Annotated in this window: 9 protein-coding genes; all 9 read left to right on the top strand. The window is 54.7% G+C overall.

Going from position 1 to position 7,601, the window contains the following annotated elements:
* Positions 1–591 (top strand): IS66 family transposase (locus AWB69_RS44400; RefSeq protein WP_156529207.1); only part of this gene is annotated, 591 nt, incomplete at its 5' end.
* A 617-nt stretch (positions 592–1,208) separates the two neighbouring features.
* Positions 1,209–1,646, top strand: a complete 438-nt coding sequence (locus AWB69_RS47400) for a site-specific integrase (protein WP_231937449.1) — start codon at positions 1,209–1,211, stop codon at positions 1,644–1,646.
* Between the two features lie 109 nt (positions 1,647–1,755).
* Positions 1,756–1,977: a hypothetical protein gene (locus AWB69_RS44395; protein ID WP_062093107.1), complete on the top strand. Its 222-nt coding sequence runs from the start codon at positions 1,756–1,758 to the stop codon at positions 1,975–1,977.
* A gap of 116 nt (positions 1,978–2,093) precedes the next feature.
* Positions 2,094–2,384: a nucleotidyltransferase family protein gene (locus AWB69_RS44390; protein ID WP_062093106.1), complete on the top strand. Its 291-nt coding sequence runs from the start codon at positions 2,094–2,096 to the stop codon at positions 2,382–2,384.
* Positions 2,381–2,746, top strand: a complete 366-nt coding sequence (locus AWB69_RS44385; RefSeq protein ID WP_062093105.1) for a HepT-like ribonuclease domain-containing protein — start codon at positions 2,381–2,383, stop codon at positions 2,744–2,746. The genes AWB69_RS44390 and AWB69_RS44385 overlap by 4 nt, the downstream gene beginning before the upstream one ends.
* Positions 2,747–2,869: 123 nt before the next feature.
* Positions 2,870–3,664, top strand: coding sequence for a hypothetical protein (locus tag AWB69_RS44380; RefSeq protein WP_062093104.1), 795 nt, complete (start codon positions 2,870–2,872; stop codon positions 3,662–3,664).
* A gap of 54 nt (positions 3,665–3,718) precedes the next feature.
* Positions 3,719–4,879, top strand: a complete 1,161-nt coding sequence (locus AWB69_RS44375) for a transporter substrate-binding and LysM peptidoglycan-binding domain-containing protein (RefSeq protein ID WP_062093103.1) — start codon at positions 3,719–3,721, stop codon at positions 4,877–4,879.
* A 280-nt stretch (positions 4,880–5,159) separates the two neighbouring features.
* On the top strand, positions 5,160–6,179 hold the full coding sequence (locus tag AWB69_RS44370) for a nitrilase-related carbon-nitrogen hydrolase (protein ID WP_062093102.1): 1,020 nt from the start codon (positions 5,160–5,162) through the stop codon (positions 6,177–6,179).
* Positions 6,180–6,745: 566 nt separating this feature from the next.
* On the top strand, positions 6,746–7,144 hold the full coding sequence (locus AWB69_RS44365) for a hypothetical protein (protein ID WP_156529206.1): 399 nt from the start codon (positions 6,746–6,748) through the stop codon (positions 7,142–7,144).
* Positions 7,145–7,601: the final 457 nt, after the last annotated feature.

Below are 7,601 nucleotides of genomic sequence, written 5' to 3'. Positions count from 1 at the left end.
ACCCACTTCGGCTGCCTCGCCCACGCGCGACGCGCCTTTGTTGATGCCTTCAAGGGCATGAAGAAACCAGGCGGGCGTGCCGCACATGCACTGGAATACTTTAAGGCGCTCTACCAGGTCGAAACACTCGCAAAAGGAGATCTGCCCGAGGACGAGACGCGCGTCGATTACACCTTCCGGCTGCGTCAGCAACACAGCGTGCCGCTGCTGGAGTCCTTCAGGAAATGGCTTGACGAACTGGCACCGCAAATTCTTCCTGAGAGCCTGCTGGGCAAGGCGATCGCCTATACACGCAATCAGTGGACGTACCTGAGCCGCTACGTGAACGACGGGCGCGCGCCAATCGATAACAACGTCATCGAGCGCGACATCCGGCCATTCTGCACGGGCAGATCCTCGTGGATGTTCAGTGACACGGTTGCTGGTGCGAAGGCCAGTGCCATGATCTACAGCTTGATGCTCACGTGCCGAGCGTGCAACGTCGAACCTTATGCATACCTCGTACGGGTACTCAGCGAATTGCCGCAACGAGCATTAGACGCCGATGTTACCGACCTGCTGCCGTTTAACTTCTCGAAGCCTACGGCTTGACCGCCTAACAGCGCTTGGTCCGAACCGTATTGACGCGAACGTTGCCACGCGGACATATTGGTCCCGTGTGTGCCAGATCGAGCGCTTACGATCGATTAATGCCCAAATTCCCGGGCGTATCGCAGGTCGACTTGACCATCCATCACGCTAGAGCCTGTCGCGCGCCGCAGCCAATGGGCAAACCTGGCGCAACCGTTCCGCGGCGCGCTCGTGGCAATATTGACCACTTTTGGCTCAATGCAAGTCATTGATAAATAAGGATGTAGCACTGGACAGTGCCCGTTATTGTTTCCGCTAGGGTCGAAGCAAATTGCGCCACTCTCTAACCAAAGGAAGCACCATCGACCGGTCGTCGTTCAATGAAAGCATAAGTGACTACTGTTCAGCCCGGTCACCTTAAAGACGACCGCGCTAGCCACGAGCAAAATGTGTAAATCCTCTTGGCTAGGCCGGCTTGAACGCATGAAACGAATCCAAACCTTGAGAACGCATGAGCCATTCGTGGTTGCGCGCACTGTTTGATTTGGAACGCGGCGATATCTCCACCGAAATTCCCGCCGATTTAAGATGCCGTGCCGCTTCCCAAAAGTCTTTATGGTGAGTGACCGTTATCTCAAGTGTCGAAACATTCCGTCGTCGCCCAAACTTATTTCTGCATTGCGCCGATACGTGGCATATCGTGGCGAGCACGATATGGGAACTGCTTTCGGTCGCACCGAATATCACGGGCCAAATCCGCATCTCCCGCTTGTCCTCAGCCGGAAAGGCTATCCCTACGCGCTGAGTTTGAAGCGACTAGGGACGAGCAGGGTAAGTGGACCGACTATTGGGCGGCAGACTCCCTACAGGCATATGTCACTGGTTTGTACCGGGCGGCAGGCACGAATGGAACGAGCCACAGCGGACGCAGGACATTCGCTACAAGACTGCTCAGAAATGGCGCAACCATCGAGCAGGTCCAGCTACTTCTCGGGCACCAGGACATTGACCAGACGAGCCGATATATTGACGTTTCCCTTGCGGACGCATCGCGAGCGTTTGCTGAAGTCGTATGAAACACGCTGCTTTATTGTTCCTGACTCAAGAATCAAGGCAAAACGCCGTTATATCCATAGCGGTCAGCACGCGTTATGATGGTACGCAACGCGTATCATCATAAAGGCCATGTCGAATACTACCCAGCAAGAATTCTTGAAGTCAGCAAAGGATGCGCTCGGTGTCACTTGGGATGAACTTGCCGAATCGTCCGGCATCAACCCTCGTGCGCTCAAAACGTATCGGATGCCGGACACGTCGAAGGACCATCGGCCACTTCCTGCACTTGCGCGTGCGGCGGTCGATCGCCTGCTGTCTAGTCATAAAACGAAAGGTAAGATTAATGCTTGACATGGTACGCAACGCGTACCACTATAGGGTCATGCATTAGGATTTGAGGAAACGGCAATGTGAAGGGTAGGAGAACCATCAAGAACTATTTGCCGCGTCGAAAAGGAGTTTGAGCAATGAAGCCGTCTCTTGCGTTTGCAAGTCACCGAGAAGCCATTCGTCGAGTGGTTGCGGCTCATCGCGCCTCCAACGCGCGCGTGTTTGGCTCCGTCATTCACGGCGACGATTCCGAGGGCAGCGACCTCGACATTTTGATTGACCCGACGCCGGAAACGACATTGCTTGACATCGGCGCGATCCGGCACGAACTGCTCCAACTACTTGGGGTGCCGGTTGATGTGGTGACTCCGAACGCCCTACCTCCGGATTTTCGTGCGATTGTCCTTGCTGAGGCGGTCCCGGTATGAGCCGTGACAAGGATCGATTACCTCACTATCTGGAGCACGTCCTGGAGGCTATTCGGCGCATCGAGCGATACACCGTCGACATGAGCGAGCAGGAGTTCATGAAGAACGAGATGACCCAGGACGCCGTGATCCGAAACATCGAGATCATCGGCGAGGCTTGTCATAACGTCGAGGTGCACTACCCAGAATTTGCGACCGCGAACCCAGCGTTGCCCCTTGCGTTCGCTTATCAAATGCGCAATGCCGTGGCTCACGGCTACTCCACGGTGGATCTTAAAATCGTCTGGACGACGATACGAAACGACTTGCCAGGACTGTACAAAAAAGTCCAAACGTGCTCCAAGCCCTCCCGCCAGTGGTAGCAAGGCAGGCAGCCCGCCGTCCTGGTGGGTGAGCACATAAATCGGGACAGCACGGCTGCGCAGGCAAGGACCCGTGGCTGCATTTAGAGACGACTTTGCTGGGCAATTGAACAAGTTAAACAAATGAAACCGTTGCAAATGTCAAAGGGGATTCAAATGTCGAATGGCAATACGTTCGTGGAACCGACCTCGAACAAGACTAAAGTGAAAATCATCAAGTGGGCCATTATCGGTCTCTGTATTGCCGTTGGCGCGCCACTAGCAATCTTGTTGATCAAGGGGCTCGTTGGGTTGATCGTGGCCGCGGTCCTGGGTTTGGCGGCAATCAATTTCGCGCCGGTCATTGCGATGAAGTTTGCGAACCAAAAGATCAAAATGATTGTCACCGAGGCGGAGAAGAATCCGATCGAGACGCTATACAACGAATTGAACGAAAAGAGACAGGCGGCAGAAAAATTTAAGGACAGCATCACGGCCTTTCGCACCGAAGTGAAGAACTTCGAACAGAAGACAAGCGTTTTCAAAAAGCAGTACCCCGAAGACGCCGGTCGCTTCGAGTCGCAGTTGGAAACGATGAACAAACTTCTTGCTTTCCGCGAAGGCCGGTACAAGCAGGTTCAGCAGGAGTTGCAGCGCTTTTCTGACGCGATCGAACGGGCGAAGGCACTGTGGGACATGTCGCAATCAGCTCAGCGAATGAACAAGATCGCCGGCATGCAGTCGAGCAACACGTTTGCCCAGATCACGACTGACGCAGCTCTCGATTCAGTGATGAATTCAGTCAATAAGGCATTCTCCGAAATGGAAACGTCCTTGATGGAGAATTCCGAGGTGCAGCAGGCAAAGGCCGCCATTGACGTCACGATTGCAGCTCAGCCGGTGCAGCAGCAGTTAGGCTCGCCCGTGCAGCCGAAGTAAGCGCAGTCTTGCGCCGAAACGCGAAAACAACCTTTAGCTATTCACATACAAGACATGAAGAAAATACTGGGATCCGCTCTCTTTCTGGTCGTGCTCGCTGCTGGGTGGTTCATCTATCATGGGGGAGTGAAGGGCTTACTCGGTGAGGGCGAACCGCACGTCACGGCCACCGATGTCTCGGCAGCCGGCGCAGCGAGCAGCGGGTGGAGTGATTCTGACACGCCGAAGACGGCGTCCAGCACGCCGTCAGGCCCAGCACCGACCAGTGACACGTTAAAAGCGATCCTTAGCAGCGGCGTTGTGCGTGTCAGCGTGGAAAATCCATCGAAGCCCTTTTACTCGGAAGACAACGGTAAGGCGCAGGGCTTCAATGTCGACTTCGCGAACCTGCTCTTCTCGCAGAAGGAATTTGCTTCGGGCGATCACGGCAGCATAAGGGTGGACACGCACCACGGCGTCGATACCTACCCAGCGGTGCCTGCGCAATTGACGCAGTCCGACAAACATGGCGACGCGGTGGTGGACGTTGCGATGGACGGGCTGACTTTCCCGGATGACACGCCGAGTGGGGTGGTTTATACGGTACCTTACATCGATGACTTTGGTTACTCGCTGATCGTGCGAAAGGGGTCCCCGGTAAAGTCGACGGCCGATCTGGCCGGCAAACCGGTTGGCATCCTGAAAGGAGACCCGGACGTCAAGGCGTTTGCAGAAAAAGCGTTTCCGACAAGCAAGATCGTCGAGTTGTCTGATGCGAGTATCAACGGTGAGCGCTCCTGGACTTCACATTATCTGGACAGCGGACAGGTCGACGCTATTGTCTATGACTACCCGTTCGGCGTATCGGAGATCGAGGGAACCGACCTGACGTTTGCGGTCACGAAACTTGATGGTTCGAACCTCGCCTACAAGATCGGAGTGCGCAAGGATGACGCCACGCTTCTTGTCTACCTGAATTCAGCTATTGCGAAGGTCAAGCAGTCGCCCGAGTATCTGAATCTGTTGAGGAAATATTTCATCAGCAATCAGGTCGTCACAACTGCTGCGACAAGCGGCGAAAAGACCTACCTGGTCAAGGGGGGCGACACGCTGAATTTGATCGCGTCGAGCCAACTGGGAAGCGCGGCGCGGTACGTCCAGATTCAGAAGCGTAACAACCTGCCGAATCCGAACCTCATTCTTGTCGGCCAGCATCTGATCATTCCAGTGTTGTAAGCGTGAGTGGGTTCCGGCGTGCGCGATCAACGATAGAAAACGCTTGAGAGGTGAAGCTTCCGGTTGCTATCGCCGTCGTGTTCACGCCGGTGATGCGCTTCATGTTTTTGCAGTAGTGAAGGTAAAGCCATAAATCAATCGAGTCCCGGACGGCAGAAATTTTGGGCTGGTCTGATTGCTGGTTGTCAGGCGGGAGTGCGGTCCGGCAATCGTCAATGTTGTTCGAAGATCATCCAGACTCGGATTTCGATCTGATGATGGACGTATAGGAAAAAACATTGTGCCACCTAAGATCTATTTGTTTGTCTTCAGCAGCTTGCGGCGGTTGGAATCGATGCGGCATCACTCACTGATAGGGAACGGTTCCAGTTGGAAGGGCGATCTTACGAGACTAGCGGCCTGCTTTGACTTCTACTACTTTGCGTCGAACGGTCAGCCATTGGCAAATTGCCAACCCGAGGCGATCGTCAACGCGAACCGGATACTTCCTGAGCGTATTCCCCCGCAAACGGTCGCAGAGGATGTGAAACCGATAATGGATGGAAGCGACCCGTGCCGCTGGGTGGCGGCCTTGCCGAAAATCGAGGCCAGCTGGGTCAATTGGCCGACCGAAGTCTATTGCCCGCAACGTGACCTTGCCAAGCCGCAAGCGTTGGAGCATGTTTTGCAGCCGATGCTGAACAAGATCCGGGAGGCCATGTCCAATGGCTGCCGCCTTTTCGTTGCCCCGGAAGCATCGTTCCATCAAGGCATGCATAGGATGCAAGTGCCGTTGTCGGTGTACGAGAAGGCACGACTCGACAGGGATATGTGCCGGGCGACTGAAGGCCACGCCATGTCTCTAGTGGTGGCTGGCACAGCCTTGTGGAGGGACAACAACAACGGGATTCATAACTCCCTTCTCGTGTACTCCAATGGAGTAGCGTTGTTAAGCACGGCAGCGGACCGATATGACAAGCAGGAGTGGACGGGCGAAGAACTACTCGCCGCAGACAGAGCACGGGGCAAGCCGGTCATCGGCGCACGCCCCTACGCCCTGTTGCAGTGGCAGGGCTTGAAAGTTGGCGTCCAAATTTGCGCCGATTCTGCCGAGAAGGTTCCCGAGTGCGACATTTACCTGTTGGTGGGCGACAATACCGGGCAAACGCTACTAAGAGAGCGACCGGGCGGCATCAGCGTTTATGTCGATGCGTGCCGGCGATACCTCGTCAGAGACGCTTACCAGACCCACAATGAAAGGTCGGGCATGAATTGCTTCGAGTTGAGCCTGGCGTGGCGATACCAACGCGTTGCTTTTTAGCACTTCATCCGTCGGAACTGTCCCAAACGCACGCAACGGAAAATTGAGCTGCTATGAAACATCCCATGCAACCAATCGAACGCGATGTGCACGGCGTTGTTCGCTTCAAAGCGAAACTCGCTAGTAGAGCGCGTTTTGGACGCCTATCCAGGCGGCCTCGATGCACTGGCGTTGCCCTCTGACACGATAAGAGGACCTTAAGCTGCTTGCGCAAATGATTGGCTACTCGGTGAGCGGTTTCGGTGATCAGCCTTATGTCTCCCCTGGAACCGCGGCTGAAGCGGATCGCCACGCAGGCGAGATTATTTGACTCGGAAAACAGATGACAACAGTTCTAAAACGAATTAAACGAGCCGCCCGCGCGACTTCGACTCGCGAACCACGCGCGACGTTCGATACGGCAAAGCGAGCTGAGCTAGGCGAAAAAATTTGGCGCGGCGACATGCCAACTCACTATCACGTCAGAACGCCTTTGCCGGCGTGGATGACAGGCACGGAAGGTTGATCGGAAAAGAGATTATGGATGAGTTGTCATGACGCTAGCTGAGACTGGCCTAGTCGTGGGCATGGCCAAGGATGTGGCGCTCGCGGTAGCAAGGGTTGTCACGGCGCTCGTCGCTCGAAAGGGGCTGAATAACTGGATCCGCGAGCTTGGCGGAAGAACTAAATTCGAGGCTGCACTAGCGCTGATGCGTGCGTCCTATTCACTTCGAGAGGCGCTGTTCAACTGTCGCGCTCCGCTCGTGGTCGCAGCGGAATTCCCGGCAGGATATAAGCAGGGCGGCATCAATCCGTCCGCGAAGGACGAAGTGAATGCTTGGAACCATGTATTCAAACATCGTTGGTCGCATGTTGCCACGTCTTTAAAAGAATTCGATACTCGCCGCCTTGAAGTGGAAGCAATTTGGGGAGCGGATGCGCGCGAAGCGACACAGCGGTTGTCGTGTTGCGTGTCCATCCTCTAAGCGGGTTTGCATCGAGCAACAAGTAATGCAGGCCACTCGTTATTCACGCGGACGCAAATCAGGCCAGAAGTTAGCCAAAGGTTGAAGAACAAGTGCGAAGTGACCAAGATTACTTAGCAGTTCGGGTCAAGTTTGCTTGCGTCGGACACCGAGGTAGGTCGAAGAGGAATCACAATGCGCGTGGGCAAGATTCCGACGTGCGTGCTCTGCACGTCGAGCAGGTACGGTGCAAAGCAGCGCAGTCGCGCTTCGCTTTTGAGGCCCCCAAGCCAGGTCACAGCCAGTAGTCGCTCAATAGGGGAATTGGCTTTAGCCAGGTGTTTGCAGAACTAGGGTGTTACCACAATCCCAGAGTTACCAATATTGACATAATACAAATTATCAACTTTTTAAATGTAGGGGCAATATCCTAATGTCGTGTTTGAGCAAGATAGAAATGTCGTGTTTTGGTGTTGAT

The organism is Caballeronia udeis (genome assembly GCF_001544555.2).
Classification (GTDB): Bacteria; Pseudomonadota; Gammaproteobacteria; order Burkholderiales; family Burkholderiaceae; genus Caballeronia; species Caballeronia udeis.
This window is presented reverse-complemented; position numbering and strand designations above follow the sequence as displayed.